Below are 14581 nucleotides of genomic sequence, written 5' to 3'. Positions count from 1 at the left end.
TGATCAAGTTAACCTTTTAATCCAGCCTCTATTTTTTTCTGAAGAATTTATTTCAACAGAAACTCTTTTAGCTCTTTATAATCTTTAATTGGTAAAGATTTCTTTTCCAGATTCAACAGATCTTTAACTGAAGATGGGAGATCCAGCTGATCCCCTGTAGCCTCTTCAACAGTTTCTAAAAACTTCACAGGATGCGCTGTTTCGAGAAAAACTCCGTTATATTCAGGATGTTGATTCAAGAAGCATTTCAATCCCAGATACCCCACAGCACCGTGAGGATCTAAAGTGTAACCTGTTCTTCCATAAACATCCTTAATAGCTGCTTTTGTAGTTTCGTCATCAAAACTGTAAGAGGACAAATTACTCTTCAGGCCATTAAATTCATTATTAAAAAGTTCCTGTACCCTCACAAAATTGCTGGGATTTCCCACGTCCATTGCATTCGATACCGTCTGTACGCTCGGTTTAGGTTCGTATTTCTCAGTCTCTAAATAATCTGTAACCACTCTATTAGCGTTATTGGCAGCCACAAAATGATCTATGGGCAATCCCATTTCCCTTGCCAAAAATCCGGCACAAATATTTCCAAAGTTTCCACTAGGCACTGAAAAGACAAGCTTTTTTTCTTCGGAAGGTAATTGCTTGTATGCCAGGAAATAATAAAACATTTGCGGTAACCATCTCGCTACATTAATAGAATTAGCTGAGGTAAGTTGCCTTTCTTTCTGAATTTCCTCATCCTGAAATGCCTGTTTCACGAGATCCTGACAAAGATCAAACGCACCGTCTACTTCAAGAGCCATAATATTTTTTCCCAGGGTAGTCAACTGTCTTTCCTGTATATCGCTTACTTTACCTTTAGGATATAAAATTACGACATCAACTCCTTCAACACCAATAAACCCGTTTGCTACCGCACCACCTGTATCCCCCGATGTCGCTACCAGAACTGTAATTTTTCCCACATTTCCTTTTTTGAGAAAGTAACCTAAGCTTCCCGCCATAAACTTTGCTCCCACATCTTTAAAAGCCAAAGTAGGACCATGGAAGAGTTCTAGACATTTAATATTTTCTTCTACAGGCACCACCGGAAAATCAAAATTAAGTGTCTTTTCAACAATATTTTTCAGTTCAGAAACAGGAATTTCATCACCAACATATTGTTTAATTACTTCAAAACCTATTTCGGTATGACTTAGAGTATTCAATCTTTCAAAAAAAGATTTAGGTAGCTTCGGAATGACTTCAGGAAAGTACAAAGCTTTATTTGGTGCCAATCCTTTCAGTACCGCATTTTCAAAAGTGGAACTATGACTTTTATCTTTTAAACTAAAATATTTCATTAGCTGATGTTGATTTTTTTTCTACTTACTAAAATAATTTTATAAAATCCTGATTCCCTCTGAATTGATTGCAGAGAGATGAAGATCGAATTCTATTCCTTGTTGTTCATAAAATTCCTGAATAGCCTCTTTTACCTGTTGAGCTTTTTCGTCTCCCTTACAAAGGGCAAAAACTGAAGGTCCCGAGCCTGAAATACCAAAGCCCAATGCTCCATTTTCCATAGCTACCTTTTTTAAATCTTCAAAATGAGGAATTAAAATGGATCTTGTAGGCTCTATAATTCCATCTTTAAGGCTTCTTCCCAGGAGATCGTAGTCTTCGGTATGCAGAGCACTAACAAAAGCACCCAAATTTCCCCACTGTTCAATAGCTTTTTGAAGACTTACATTCTGCCGTAAAATTGAGCGAGAATCTTTTGTCTTTATTTCTATTAAAGGATGGAGGACAACGACCCTAAGTTTAGGAGGAGTTGGCAGGGATAACACTTCAAGAGGATTGTAGCTTCTCACAAGACTAAAACCTCCAAGTAATGCTTAGTGCAACATTGTCAGCATGTGCATTACCACTCGCAAGCGCCTCTCCTTCCATTGCAAAAGGAACAAGTTCTACGGGGGTGCATGGGCTTCCCAGCAAATGATTCACAGCAAAAACAGCTCCGGCTGCACTTGCAGCACTGCTGCCAATTCCACTTCCTACTTTAATATTTTTGGTGATTTCAATATCAAAACCCTGTTCACTCTGCAAATGATTCAGTAGACTTTGTGCTGCCACTCCTGCGACATTTTTTACAGGATCCCGGGGCAGATCTTCACCGATAATCTTAGTGATCCTAATTTGTTGTAAATCGTTCTCACGGACCAACATCCCATCTCCCACGTTTTCAAGGCAGCAGCCCAAAACGTCAAAACCGCAGGAGAGGTTAGCTACGGTAGCAGGAGAAAAAATTCTTATCTCTTTCATCCTGTTATTTTTTCCCAATTCTTATTATATCCGCAAAAATCCCTGATGCCGTAACATCAGCTCCTGCTCCCGCACCTTTCACTATTAAAGGTTGCTGTGGATATCTGCTAGTAAAGAAAAGGACTATGTTGTCACTTCCGCTAAGATCAAAATAAGGATCTTCAGGTCCCGCTTTCTGTAATCCCACCTTAGCTTTCCCGTTTTCCAATTGAGCTACATATTTAAGTCGTTTTCCGTTTGCAGAGGCACTATTATATATTTCCTGAAACCTGGATTCTTCAGCTTTAAGATGGTGGAAAAATTTCTCGTTGTTTTCAGCATTCAAACTTTCTTCAGAAAGGAAACTTTCATTTTCAATATCCTCCAATTCCATCTGCAGGCCACTCTCCCTGGCAAGAATAAGAATTTTTCTCGCCACGTCTACTCCACTCAAATCTATCCGGGGATCAGGTTCCGTAAAGCCTTCTGCCATAGCCATTTCCACAACCTTATAAAAAGGTTCTGTTGCATTGTAGGTATTGAAGACAAAATTTAAACTTCCGGAAAGTACAGCCTGAATTTTTGTGACCTTATCACCGGAGGCAACCAGATTCTTTAGTGTATCAATAATAGGTAGGCCTGCACCTACATTTGTTTCATATAAGAAAGAAGCGCCATATTCCCTTGCCAGGTCCTGAAGTTCCTGGTAATTCTCAAAATCATCGGAACAGGCGATTTTGTTACAGGTTACAACCGAAACAGAGTTGGCTAAATATTGTTTATACCACGAAGCAATTTCTGCACTGGCAGTGTTATCAACAAAAATGCTATTGCGCAGGTTGAATTGATTTACTTTTTTAAAGAAAATTTCTTTGTTGGCTGGTTCTCCATCTTTTAAAATTTCCTGCCAGTTTTCAAGATCAATTCCATCCTCATTAAATATCATTTTTCGAGAATTAGAAAGCCCCAGTACCCTAACCTTAAGGCGAAGTTTTTCCAGTAGATATTTCTCCTGTTTCTTAAGCTGGCCGAGAAGTTTGCTCCCCACATTTCCTACTCCCGTGACATATAAATTAAGTTCCTTGGACGGTACCTCGAAAAATTGTTCGTGCAGAGTGTTCAGCGCTTTTTTTACATCCTTTTTTGATATAACTGCAGAAATATTCCTTTCAGAAGATCCCTGTGCTATAGCGCGAATGTTGATATTATTGTTTCCAAGGGCACTGAACATTTTACCACTAAGGCCGTGATGGCTTTTCATCGCATCACCCACCAGGGCTATAATAGCTACATTTTCTTCTATTTCTACAGGTTTAATTTTCCTGTTTTCAATTTCCACAGCAAAGGCTTCATCCAAAGCTTCTTTTGCTGCTGAAGCTTCATCATCTTTAACCGCTACACAAATGCTATGCTCTGATGAGGCCTGGGTAATTAAAACAATATTGATGTTCTCCTGATACAATACTTCAAAAAACCGCTTTGAAAATCCAGGAATGCCTACCATACCGCTTCCCTCAAAATTCAGAACTTTAATTGCATCAATATGAGTGATCCCGGTTACCGATCTAAAATTTTGTTTGCTGGATTTAGAGATTAAAGTTCCTGCATCTTCCGGTTTAAAAGTGTTCTTTATCCTTATTCTTATATGTTTTTCCAGTAAGGGTTGCAGGGTGGGAGGATATAAAACTTTTGCACCAAAATGTGATAATTCCATGGCTTCCTCGTAAGAAATATTTTTAAGGGGATAAGCCTGCGGAACGATTGCCGGGTTGGCCGTATACATTCCATCAACATCTGTATAGATCAATACTTCCTCTACCTCAAGGGCTCCTGCAAAAATAGCCGCAGTAAAATCTGATCCTCCACGCCCAAGAGTACTTGGTACTCCCTGATCATTCTTGGCAATAAAACCCGGAGCAACAAAAAGACCTGATGAATTTTCGTTGAACCTGTTCTTAATGTTAGCGTAAGTTTTTTCGTAATTAACCTGTACCTTTTCGTTCAGGTTTTTACAAACGATCAATTCACGGGAATCGAGAAATTGAGTCTCAATTTTTATGCTTCTAAAATATTCAGCAATAATGAGGGAGGAGAGGATTTCACCAAAGCCTGCAACTACATGTTTTGTTTTATTTGAAAGTTCATTTAGAAGGTACACTCCTTCATATAATGTCTCGAGCCTGTTAAATTCAGTTTTTACCTTACTAAGAATACTGCTTTGCATTTGGACAGGAATCAATTCCCGTACAACCTCTAGATGTCTCTTCTCATTCTTTTCCAGGATCTCTTTGTATTTTTCATCCTCACGTGCTGCCAAATCAGCCATATAAAGAAGGTCATTTGTGACCCCGCCAAAAGCAGAAAATACAGCTACAGTAGATCCCTCCTGTAAATGCGATAAAACAATTTGAGCTACAGATTTTATTCTTTGTGAGGATGCAAGGGAAGAACCTCCAAATTTTACAATTTTCATGGATTTTAAATTTTATTAAATAAGAAATGATAAAAAAGTGCGTGGACGGAAGATATATAGCTTAGTACCCCATAGGGGTAATACCAGTGCCAATCATAATAATTACAACTATTGCAGTAGCGATTGCAGCAGTGGAAAAATTAATGTGAAATGGTACTATTATCATTCTATTTTTGAAAAGTAGATTATAAAAGTAGCTAATTAGCCCAACCAAAAAAATAAAAAATGAAAAATATTAGAAGATTTGCAGTCTTCTCATTTTGACGTATTATAATTTAGATATCCATAATTTAAAGTGAAGCTTTTTGAGAATCACGCACCACCATTTTAAGAGTTATGGCAAAAAAAATGAGAATAAGGAAATAACAATTGCTATTACCTATTCTCATTTATCAATCTAATTTATCTGAATTACAATCCGCTAATATAGCTTCCGTATAAATCCTTAAACTGAATACCGGTAGTGTATCTAAATTTGTTTAGTTTTTTAAATTCTACCAGTCCCCAAAGCAGAAACTCCTTCAGGAAATAGCTGTCTTCTTTTGCTATTTCCGGCTGGTATTTTTTAACTAAAGTATTTAGAGGAGGAATTGAATCTAATTTTTCCCGGTACTCATCATCGGAAAGGTCATCGAGCAATTCAAAACCGCTTTCAGCAAAAAACCATTCAACCAGATCATTGTAAGGGCTGTTCTCTTTGGGTTTTTCGAGTTTCTCAATCTTCGGAAAATGTTTCGGGAACAAAGTCTTAACAGCATCAGCTATTAGCTGTTGTGCCACCACTGCGCTTCCCTCCTGTTCTCCCTCATATACTAATTCAACTTTACCGGTAATTGCCGGAATGACGCCAAGAAAATCACTAAACCTTAGAGAAGTTTTTTCTTCTCCTGTTTTAATGGCACGTCTTTCGGCTGTACTTAACAAGTTTTCAAAAGCTGAAATACTTAGCCTTGCACTTATACCACTTCGGGAATCGATAAACTCATTGTCCCTTGCTTCAAAGCTTATTTGTTCCAGAAGATCCTTTGCAAGATCTGGCACGTAAATCATCTCCTTCTGCCTGGAATCTAATTTTGCCTCCTGTTGGGTAATGGCCCGGGCGGTTTCAATATTGTGAGGATAATGAGTTAAAATTTGAGACCCAATCCTATCTTTTAAGGGAGTAACTATACTTCCCCTATTCGTATAATCTTCTGGGTTGGCTGTAAAAATAAATTGCATATCGAGAGGCAGTCTTAGCTTAAAACCTCTAATTTGTATGTCTCCCTCCTGGAGAATATTAAATAGCGCTACCTGAATTCTTGCCTGAAGATCTGGTAATTCATTGATTACAAAAATTGATCTGTTAGCCCTTGGTATCATTCCGAAGTGAATCACACGATCATCGGCATAACTCAGTTTTAAATTAGCTGCTTTTATAGGATCAACGTCTCCAATAAGATCGGCCACAGTAACATCGGGAGTCGCAAGTTTTTCGAAAAATCTTTCATCCCTGTGAATCCAGTCAATTGGAGTATTTTCTCCTTTTTCAGCAATTATTTCGCGTGCGTACCGGGAAATGGGGTTTAACGGGTCATCATTGATTTCTGAACCTTCCACAACTGGGATCCACTCATCCAGTAGTTTTACCATAAGCCGCGCTAATCGGGTTTTAGCCTGTCCCCGCAGTCCAAGTAGGTTGATATTGTGTTTGGAAAGAATTGCCCTCTCCAACTCCGGAATTACGGTGTATTCATAGCCGTGTATTCCCTCAAAGGCAGGTTCTCCCGCTCTAATTTTAGCTATTAAATTTTGTCTTAGTTCCTCCTTTATACTTCTACTTTGGTAACCTGATTTTTTTAAGTCTTCTAATGTCTTTATTTCTTCCCTTTTCATTTACTTCTTTTTTTGCAGCAACTTTATTTTTTAATTGCCGCCAGTTTCATCCTTTTATTCTTTTCTTCCTGTTTGCCTCATAATCTTCAAAGATCATTTCCCCCAGACCTTTTAATCCTGTAAAAAAGGCTTTTCCATGATTTGCCTGTGTAAATTCCCTTACAAATTTCTCCAAATATGGATCCTTTGCTATCATAAAAGTGGTAATAGGAATATGAAGTTTTCTTGCCTGCTGTGCCATATTATAACATTTATCTACTACATAAGGATCCAGGCCAACACTGTTTTTATAATAAGTTCCATCCCGTTCCCTAATGCAACTGGGTTTACCGTCGGTGATTATGAAAATTTGTTTGTTTGTATTTCTTTTTCGGCGAAGCAAATCCATTGCCAGTTGTAGACCTGCGACCGTATTCGTGTGATAAGGTCCTACCTGTAAATAAGGAAGATCTGCTATTGAAATTGCCCAGGCGTCATTCCCAAAAACCAATATATCTAAAGTGTCTTTAGGATACCGGGTAGTAATAAGTTCAGCAAGAGCCATGGCGACCTTCTTTGCCGGAGTAATTCTATCCTCCCCATATAAGATCATACTATGGCTAATGTCAATCATTAATACCGTACTCATTTGGGATTTATGATGCGTCTCTTCCACTACGAGATCATCTTCGGTCATCTTAAAGTCTCCTGCTCCGTGATTAATATGGGCGTTTCGTAAACTTTCAGTCATAGAGATCTTTTCAAGCGGATCTCCATAATTAAAAGATCGAAATTCACCTGTGTGCTCATCTCCCGTTCCCTGATATTTAGTGGTATGATTTCCGGAGACGCTCTTCTTCAGTTTTCCAAAGATTTGATTCAATGCCTGTTGCCGGATTGCTCTTTCCGTTTTAGCGGTAATAGCCATTCCTGGTCCATTCGGAGTTATTTCCTCTCTTATGTATCCCTTATTCTTTAGATCTTCTATGAAATCATCAATAGAATACTCATTAGTTGTAAGTTCATACTCTTTGTCCAATTGTCTCAACCAGTCAATAGCTTCTTCAAAATCACCGGAGGTATGAGTGATGAGCTCTTTAAAAATTTCAAAAAGCTTATCGAAAGGAGACTGATTGGGTTCTTCATAATTTTTAAAAACAAAGCCCGATTTAATGTTGTTTTCATCCTTTTTCATAGTCATAAAGTTAATGGATTTTAGGCGCACATAGAAAAGATTCAACCAGCACAGGGACTAAATTTTTGTTAATTATAATTTCAAAAAATATTTGTCGATTTTTAGGTTCAAACATTCATTAAAGACCTGATTTCCTGTTATTCTTTTCTTAAATGGTTAAGTGGTTTGATGGAGAAATATGATTTTTGAAAAAAAATTAGAAATGAAGAAAGCTTATTTTCTATTATTAACCATTTTATTAAATTTTACCAGCTTTGCTCAAAATAATGATTCCCCTTATGAGACCGACCTGGTGAAAGATGGGATTTTCATAACGACAGGTTTAGGCCTTAATGTTTTAGGCGTACTATTAATCCAGGAAAAAGATGCATTAACTGAAACTAAATTAAACAATCTTTCAAAGGAAGATATTTGGAAGGTAGATCGTTGGGCAGCTGGAAATTATAGTGAAAGAGCAAATAGTGATAGCTACATCCCAATGTTTGGTTCTTTTGCTTTGCCAGTGGTGTTAATGTTGAGTAAGAATGAAAGATCTCACGCAGGTCAAATTTCTGTACTATTTGTGGAATCAATGGCAACAACAGGAGCTTTATTTACGATAACAGCTGCACTTGTCCAAAAGAGTAGACCACTGGTATATAATACTTCAATTCCTGTTGAAGAAAGAATAGATAGTGATGAACAACGGTCTTTTTTTGCTGGTCATACTGCAGCTACAGCTGCCGCTTCTTTTTTGCTGCTAAAGTTTATAATGATTTTCATCCCGATTCAAACTGGAAGCCAGTAGTATGGGGTGTAGCAGCTGCAATTCCTGCAACTGTGGGATATTTAAGAATAAGAGCAGGAAAACATTTCCTCACAGATAACCTTATTGGATATGCGGTTGGAGCAGCAAGTGGAATATTAATTCCGGAATTACATAAAAAAGAGAATAAAAATTTGCAAATTTATCCTGCCATGGGATTTAATCACCGTGGAATGAATATAAATTCTCAGGGAATAGGTATTAGTTACCAATTCTAGAGTAAACCCCGGATAAAACTATAAATGAGAATTATAGAATTTGTTGTCACTTTTTTAGGTTTTTTTATGCTTATCCCCACAATTGCATCTTTGACAAGATTTGATCAATGGTGGGTAAGAGGATTTGATTTTCCGAGAATCCAGATAAGTTTATTTATACTAATTATATTAGTTTCCACCTTTTTTACTTACGAGTATGATGCGACTTTACATTTCGTTCTTAGTGGACTTCTTGTCTTAAGCTTAATTTACCAGGTATCGAAAATTTTCCCCTACACAGTGCTTTCTAAAAAGCAGGTTCTTTCATTTAAGGGAAATGATCCCGAGGCCATTATTTCTATTTTAGTTAGCAACGTTCTTACAACTAATAAACAAAGTGATAAACTTATTGCTCTTGTAAAGAAGAAAGAGCCGGACATCCTACTCACTCTTGAAACAGATAAGCGCTGGGAGAAAGAGTTGGAAGTTATTGAGCCTCAATATCCATACGGTGTAAAAATCCCTTTGGACAATTTATATGGAATGCATTTGTATTCCAAATTAAAATTGGAAGATATTGAAGTCAAATATTTAATTAAAGGTGACATTCCTTCTATCCACGGGTACGTTAGGATGAACAATAAGAAAAGAATTAAAATTCACTGCTTGCACCCTAAACCTCCAAGCCCAACTGAAGATCCTACATCAACGAACCGGGATGCAGAATTACTCCTGGTGGGAAGGGATGTAAAAAAGGATCAGGAATCGGTATTGGTATTTGGTGATCTTAACGATGTTGCATGGTCACGTACGACACGTTTATTTCAAAAATTAAGCGGTCTTCTTGATCCCCGAATAGGACGAGGTTTTTATAATACCTTTCATGCAGGACACCGTCTCTTACGATGGCCGTTGGATCACGTGTTTCACACAAGAGATTTTACTCTAATAGAATTAGCCAGACTGGAAAACATAGGATCTGATCATTTTCCTATGTTCATTAAACTCAATTACGAACCGAGGGCCGAAATTCTTCAGGAAGAACCTGAAGAAGCAGATGAAGAGGAAAAAGAATGGGCAGAAGAAAAGATTGAAGAGGGACATCCCACCGAAAGAGAGGTTTAAAAATAATTTTTTAATGCCGGGATAGATCTTATTTTTTTACAATTGTCTGCGTTAAATGGTTTTTCAATAAAATCAAATACATTGGGATAATTCTCAGCAACTTCTTTATCATTTAATTCTATTGAAGAAGTAACCATTAAAATGTGAGTTCGATCTACAACTTCCATTTTTGATAACTGAGATATGAAATCCCACCCGTTCATTTGAGGCATATTTACATCCAGTAATATGAGGAAATCATCACTATCAGATACCTGAGAGAGATAATTCAATGCCGATTTAGCAGAACGATATGAAATAATCTCCTGCTCAAAATTGCAACGTTGGAGAAGTTTCCTTTGCACCAGCAATACTATTTCATCATCATCAATTAATAAGACCTTCAGCATTTATTGGTACTTTCTGTAGTTTTGACTTTCGTAATTCTGGATTCCAGTAAAGTTGGTAAATATACTATTTAGCTTTCTGATAAAATATAATAATGAAGGCGATAAGGTTGTCGAAAGTTTAAAACAAAAATTCCAGACAAAGTAACTACTATCAATTCCTAATTCTGCTCCTTAATGCTGAAAAAAATAAGCTCACCTGAAAATTTTGAACTACGTCAGCCCCTTTTCCTTAATAGGAAAATTATAAGCATCACCTGATTTTTTGTAAATTTACTTAATAACAGAACATATGCTAAATATTTTTAAAAGCAAGATATACCTGAAAGACCTCCTACAAGGAATAACTGACATACACAATCATATTTTACCGGGTATTGATGACGGTGCTGCTAATGAAATTGATTCTGTTCAATTACTTTTAAAATTTAAGGAACTGGGAATAACTAAATTTATTGCCACTCCTCATGTGATGAATGACTATTATCCAAACACCCGGGAGACAATCAATAACGCACTTAGCCTTTTAAAAAATAAAATTATTGAAGATCAGGAACTTCAAAAGGTAAAAATTAAAGCTGCTGCGGAATATATGATGGACCAGAGTTTTATGGAAATACTTGAGAAGAAAGAATTACTGTGCCTCAATGAAAATTATGTGCTGGTTGAAATGTCCTTTTTCCAGGCTCCAATAAATCTTAACGAAATACTCTTTAAATTACAAACACAAGGTTATCGTCCCATTCTTGCACATCCTGAAAGATATGCCTTTTATCATTCCAAAGATCTAAGCAAATATGCCGACTTAAAGAACCGGGGATGTCTTTTCCAAATCAATGCACTCTCCCTATCCCCCCATTATGGATCTCAAATTCAGGAAATAGGTTTTCGACTCCTGGAAGCTGGATAATTGATTTTATTGGTAGTGATACTCACCGCGATCAACACCTGGATAAACTGGAAAATATAAAATTGAACAAAAAATTTGGAGACCAGGTTAAAAAGGTTATCCAAAATACCAACCAGGTGTTTACTTACTAGCTTTTCCCCAATTGAACAACTTTTTCCATTTTGACTCCTTGTTTACCCCGTAACCATAACCATAACCATAATTATATCCATATTTCGCACCATATGAAAATTTGGAATAATCTACATCGTTAAGAACGATTGCCAATCCTTTTAATTTTCCCTGCTGTTTTAACTCTTTAGGAAAATCCAGCAACTTTTTATCTGTGTAACCTGCCCTGGTGACGTACAAAGTAGTATCGGCTAAAGGACTAATAAGAAGGGTATCTGTAACGATCATTGTTGGTGCTGTATCCACTATAATATAATCGTAAGTAGCAGAGAGTTCCTTTAACAGGATTTCCATACGATCATTCATAAATAATTCAGCAGGATTAGGTGGTATAACTCCCGAGAGAATGAGATCTACTTTAATTTCTTTGTCTTGTGAGCTAGTGATTATATCTGATGAAGAAATATCCAAATTGTACAAATAGTCCGACAAACCTTGTGTTTCCATTGGAACATCAAGATAGCGGTGCAACTTTGGATTTCTAATATCTGCACCAAGTATAATTACTCTTTTATTGGTAGTGGCAAGAGTGCGGGCAAGATTATAAGAAATAAACGTTTTACCTTCTCCTTTAATGGTTGACGTAACAAAGATAATTTCTCCCCTATTCTCCTTTTTCGCCTTCATTAAGTAAGCGAGATTCGTTCTTAATATCCGAAAGGATTCGGCAAGGGGGGACCTATCATTTAATTGAATAACTTCTTCAGATTCGTTAGCAATCTGAGGTACCTCTCCTAGAAATGGTATGTTCTTAGTTAAAGAAGAAAGGTCCCCTTTATGATGTACCTTAGTATCTAACATAAACCTCACAAACAAAACAATTAGAGGTAACAAAAGGCCAACAAGGAAGCCACCTGTCAATATCAACCAGGGTTTGGGATCAACTGGAGTTGGAACAGTGTATGCAGGGTCAATAATTTTAGCTACAGGGGAAGTAACTGCAAATTCTATGGCGGCTTCTTCTCTTCTTTGTAGTAAAAACAGGTATAATTCTTCTTTTATTAGCTGCTGTCTCTCAATTCCTCTCATTCCTTTTTCCATTCCTGGAAAAGTAGAGAACTTCGCTTGTGCACGACTGTCCAGCTGATTAAGTTCGGCTAACTGAATATTTAAAGCATCTTTGGTGCTCTCAATATTATCTTTTAAATTCTCCCTTAAAGAATCCAGTTCTGCGGTCAAACGTTCGACAGCTGGATTTTCTTCAGTTCCATTTCGAAGAAGAGCATTCCTCTCCAATATTAACTCATTATATGTTGAAATTAGACCTGATACTTCTACGGCATCAATTCCCATATTAGTAGGAAGTAGACGATAACTTTCCCTTCTGTTTATAAGGTCTTCAATAGAGGAAATAACTTGCATTTGGAGTTCGAGATCAAAAATTTCCTCCTCGGCCATAGTGGATTTGGAGAGATATTGATTCGCACCGCTGGCGACATCCATAAATTGGTTTTCTCTCTTAAAATCAGCCATTCCTCCTTCAACAGTGTCCAGTTCCATGGTAATAATTTCCAGCCTCTCCTCTATGAATTCAGTCGTATTTAATGCCACCTGTCGCTTATCTGCAACCCCGTCTTCATTAAACTGGAACATCAGGTTATTTAAAAAATCTTCAGACTTGTCACTTTCAGCCTGTATAATAGATAAAGAAAGTATATCTAATGCCTTCCCTTTTGGTGCTACCACCAGCGCAGAGATGTATTCAGCAGCCACTTGATCCAGTGGATTTACATCTATTCTAATAGTTCCTGCATTTTGAAAACTGGAAGAAGCACCTGTCTTCCTGGGAACTATTGTAAAATGCAATTCCCCTATAGAAATTACTTCTCCTAACTTATGGCTTTTATTGTAATTGAGATTCTCATTTACCAGAGTAAAATCAGTCGATGAAACAGGGGTGACAAAAAATGATTCAGAAACATAATTTACAATAGAATCGTGAGTAATAAAATCAATTATTACAGGGCTTGTCTTATATGCCTCAGTTGTAATTACTTTACCCTCTATAAAATATGAAATGTTATGATTTAAATCTTCAACTACTTTTTTTACGAGTCGCTGAGATTTCAAAGTAACAATTTGATTATCAAGTGAATTTTCTTCAAGAGTAAGAAAACCTCCACCGGAAGGTAAAGCCCCGGCGACTCCACTTTGATTATCTTTTACAATCATCATCGAGGCCTCACTCCAATACCTTGGAATGGTGTAACGGTTATAAAGAAAAGCTAAAAGACCACCTAATAAAAATCCCAGAAGCAACCACTTCCAGTAAGCTAAGTATTTAAAAATTTCAGCTTTTAAATCAAAATTTGACTCTTTTTCTTCAGAATATTCCTGTAAATCTTCCATTAAAAGTTTTGGGTTATAAAATAGAGACTAACTGCCGAGGTTATAACAGATAAAATACCTTGCCAGCTGGTGATCCATCCTGCAGATTTTACTTGTTTATAGGTAGGTTCTACATAAACGATGTCGTTTTGTTTTAAATAATAATAGGGATTTTTAAAAATATCTGCACTTGTCATATCTAGATATCCGTGGGTAATAACACCGTCTATCTCACGAATGACCAGAATGTTGTCTCTCATCCCATCATAAGTTATGCCTCCAACATTAGCAAGAAGTTCGGGAACACTAATTCTTTCATTCTCTACCTGAACTACAGACTGGCTACCTGATTCACCAAGTACTATAACTCTAAAATTTATTAGTCTTACAGCAACTACAGCATCTCTAACATACTTTTTAATTTCCCGTGTTAAGTGTGCTTCAAGTTCACTACGGCTTTTACCCGCAACCTCCACCTGACCCAGGACAGGAAACTGTATATTCCCTTTAACATCCACGAGATAACCTATGGAGGCTGAATTTCTTCTCCCTCCTCCACCAGAGGATCCGGAACTACTGCTTCTACTGCTGCTTCCACTACTTTGGTTTTGAGAAGCAACATTCATTAAAAACGGAGCAACCACAGCCGGATCCATAGACGATACATCTATTTGAAGTACATCGTTGCTTTCGAATACAGGCTCAAACTTAGAATTAATAACCGTCCCCTCAATATTTTCTATTCCCTGGAAGTAGACAATTTCTTTACGCGAAGCACAACTTGCGAGAAATAGAATTGCAAGTAAGAATAATAATTTTTCTCTCATAAAATTTTTTTTGCCAATATAAAAGAT

The 14581-nt window shown here is 37.0% G+C and carries 10 protein-coding genes and 2 pseudogenes; 4 read left to right on the top strand and 8 right to left on the bottom strand.

Annotated elements, in window-relative coordinates; all coding sequences use genetic code 11:
* Positions 1 to 47: 47 nt before the first annotated feature.
* The 5 genes and pseudogenes from thrC to LZ575_RS00630 form a co-directional block, all read right to left on the bottom strand.
* Positions 48 to 1343, bottom strand: a complete 1296-nt coding sequence (gene thrC, locus LZ575_RS00650; protein WP_235327634.1) for a threonine synthase — start codon at positions 1341 to 1343, stop codon at positions 48 to 50.
* A gap of 39 nt (positions 1344 to 1382) precedes the next feature.
* Positions 1383 to 2304 (bottom strand): annotated as a pseudogene (locus LZ575_RS00645) (homoserine kinase).
* 4 nt (positions 2305 to 2308) lie between these two features.
* Positions 2309 to 4756 (bottom strand): bifunctional aspartate kinase/homoserine dehydrogenase I, encoded by a 2448-nt coding sequence (gene thrA, locus LZ575_RS00640; protein ID WP_235327632.1) that lies wholly within the window; start codon positions 4754 to 4756, stop codon positions 2309 to 2311.
* 411 nt (positions 4757 to 5167) lie between these two features.
* On the bottom strand, positions 5168 to 6631 hold the full coding sequence (locus LZ575_RS00635; protein ID WP_235327630.1) for an AAA family ATPase: 1464 nt from the start codon (positions 6629 to 6631) through the stop codon (positions 5168 to 5170).
* 46 nt (positions 6632 to 6677) lie between these two features.
* Positions 6678 to 7805: a VWA domain-containing protein gene (locus LZ575_RS00630; protein ID WP_235327628.1), complete on the bottom strand. Its 1128-nt coding sequence runs from the start codon at positions 7803 to 7805 to the stop codon at positions 6678 to 6680.
* A gap of 178 nt (positions 7806 to 7983) precedes the next feature.
* Here LZ575_RS00630 and LZ575_RS00625 point away from each other — a divergent pair, with 178 nt between their 5' ends.
* The 3 genes and pseudogenes from LZ575_RS00625 to LZ575_RS00615 all read left to right on the top strand — a co-directional run bounded on the left by LZ575_RS00625 (position 7984) and on the right by LZ575_RS00615 (position 9932).
* On the top strand, positions 7984 to 8592 hold the full coding sequence (locus tag LZ575_RS00625) for a hypothetical protein (protein WP_235327626.1): 609 nt from the start codon (positions 7984 to 7986) through the stop codon (positions 8590 to 8592).
* Positions 8565 to 8828, top strand: a pseudogene (locus LZ575_RS00620) (phosphatase PAP2 family protein); the annotation flags it as partial. The gene LZ575_RS00625 and the pseudogene LZ575_RS00620, both read left to right, overlap by 28 nt.
* A gap of 24 nt (positions 8829 to 8852) precedes the next feature.
* A complete protein-coding gene (locus tag LZ575_RS00615; protein ID WP_235327624.1) occupies positions 8853 to 9932 on the top strand; it encodes an endonuclease/exonuclease/phosphatase family protein in 1080 nt (359 codons plus the stop codon).
* Here LZ575_RS00615 and LZ575_RS00610 read toward each other — a convergent pair.
* Positions 9929 to 10321 carry a two-component system response regulator gene (locus tag LZ575_RS00610; protein WP_235327622.1) on the bottom strand — a complete coding sequence of 131 codons (393 nt, stop codon included), beginning with the start codon at positions 10319 to 10321 and terminating at the stop codon, positions 9929 to 9931. The genes LZ575_RS00615 and LZ575_RS00610 overlap by 4 nt on opposite strands.
* Positions 10322 to 10610: 289 nt before the next feature.
* Between LZ575_RS00610 and LZ575_RS00605 the strand changes: the two genes are divergently transcribed.
* On the top strand, positions 10611 to 11228 hold the full coding sequence (locus tag LZ575_RS00605) for a tyrosine-protein phosphatase (RefSeq protein ID WP_235327620.1): 618 nt from the start codon (positions 10611 to 10613) through the stop codon (positions 11226 to 11228).
* A 120-nt stretch (positions 11229 to 11348) separates the two neighbouring features.
* On the opposite strand, the gene LZ575_RS00600 is transcribed toward LZ575_RS00605, so the two are convergent.
* Together LZ575_RS00600 and LZ575_RS00595 are read right to left on the bottom strand one after the other, a co-directional pair.
* Entirely contained in the window at positions 11349 to 13748 is a 2400-nt protein-coding gene (locus tag LZ575_RS00600; RefSeq protein WP_235327618.1) for a tyrosine-protein kinase, read from the bottom strand.
* Positions 13748 to 14554, bottom strand: a complete 807-nt coding sequence (locus LZ575_RS00595) for a polysaccharide biosynthesis/export family protein (protein WP_235327616.1) — start codon at positions 14552 to 14554, stop codon at positions 13748 to 13750. Before LZ575_RS00595 ends, LZ575_RS00600 begins: the two co-directional genes overlap by 1 nt.
* Between the last annotated feature and the right edge of the window lie 27 nt (positions 14555 to 14581).

The sequence above is a fragment of the Antarcticibacterium sp. 1MA-6-2 genome, assembly GCF_021535135.1.
Lineage (GTDB): Bacteria > Bacteroidota > Bacteroidia > Flavobacteriales > Flavobacteriaceae > Gillisia.
Note: the sequence above shows the minus strand (reverse complement) of the source record. Positions and strands in the feature narration are given on the sequence as shown.

Excerpts from the sequence above, each read along its gene's own strand:
- thrC (WP_235327634.1), bottom strand. The coding sequence starts at position 1,343 with ATGAAATATTTTAGTTTAAAAGATAAAAGTCATAGTTCCACTTTTGAA.
- LZ575_RS00605 (WP_235327620.1), top strand. The coding sequence starts at position 10,611 with ATGCTAAATATTTTTAAAAGCAAGATATACCTGAAAGACCTCCTACAA.
- LZ575_RS00635 (WP_235327630.1), bottom strand. The coding sequence starts at position 6,631 with ATGAAAAGGGAAGAAATAAAGACATTAGAAGACTTAAAAAAATCAGGT.
- LZ575_RS00630 (WP_235327628.1), bottom strand. The coding sequence starts at position 7,805 with ATGAAAAAGGATGAAAACAACATTAAATCGGGCTTTGTTTTTAAAAAT.
- LZ575_RS00600 (WP_235327618.1), bottom strand. The coding sequence starts at position 13,748 with ATGGAAGATTTACAGGAATATTCTGAAGAAAAAGAGTCAAATTTTGAT.
- LZ575_RS00625 (WP_235327626.1), top strand. The coding sequence starts at position 7,984 with ATGATTTTTGAAAAAAAATTAGAAATGAAGAAAGCTTATTTTCTATTA.
- LZ575_RS00615 (WP_235327624.1), top strand. The coding sequence starts at position 8,853 with ATGAGAATTATAGAATTTGTTGTCACTTTTTTAGGTTTTTTTATGCTT.
- LZ575_RS00610 (WP_235327622.1), bottom strand. The coding sequence starts at position 10,321 with ATGCTGAAGGTCTTATTAATTGATGATGATGAAATAGTATTGCTGGTG.
- LZ575_RS00595 (WP_235327616.1), bottom strand. The coding sequence starts at position 14,554 with ATGAGAGAAAAATTATTATTCTTACTTGCAATTCTATTTCTCGCAAGT.
- thrA (WP_235327632.1), bottom strand. The coding sequence starts at position 4,756 with ATGAAAATTGTAAAATTTGGAGGTTCTTCCCTTGCATCCTCACAAAGA.